We start from the raw sequence: 278 nt of genomic DNA, 5'->3' as shown, positions 1-278 counted from the left end.
CGGATCGAGCGCAGGAGCTTGTACATCGCGATCTTGCCCTCCCGCTTGCCCGAGGCCTCGTAGGCGGCGATGAGCCGCTGGTAGACGCTGTAGGTGACCTCCACCGCCGCGTGCGCGTCATCGGCGGTGAACGCCTTGAACAGGCGAACCTTCTGCTTGTCGGTCAGCAGCTCAGCGCGTGTACGCAGGGTGCGGCGGATGCCGTACAGCGGATCGCCACTGGGGCCCCGGTGCCCGGTGGTGGCCTGCTGGATGCGTTGGCGGCACACGGTGAGCTT

The 278-nt window shown here is 67.6% G+C and carries 1 protein-coding gene; it reads right to left on the bottom strand.

All coding sequences use genetic code 11. The features are described from left to right. The coding region (locus KHA85_RS17680) for a transposase (RefSeq protein ID WP_213186776.1) at positions 1 to 278 on the bottom strand (278 nt) is incomplete at both ends.

Origin of the sequence: Dietzia massiliensis, from assembly GCF_018390595.1 — a bacterium.
In the GTDB taxonomy this organism is placed as follows: domain Bacteria; phylum Actinomycetota; class Actinomycetes; order Mycobacteriales; family Mycobacteriaceae; genus Dietzia; species Dietzia massiliensis.
The sequence above is the reverse complement of the archived record's forward strand: the minus strand, read 5'-3'. Positions and strand labels throughout refer to the sequence as shown.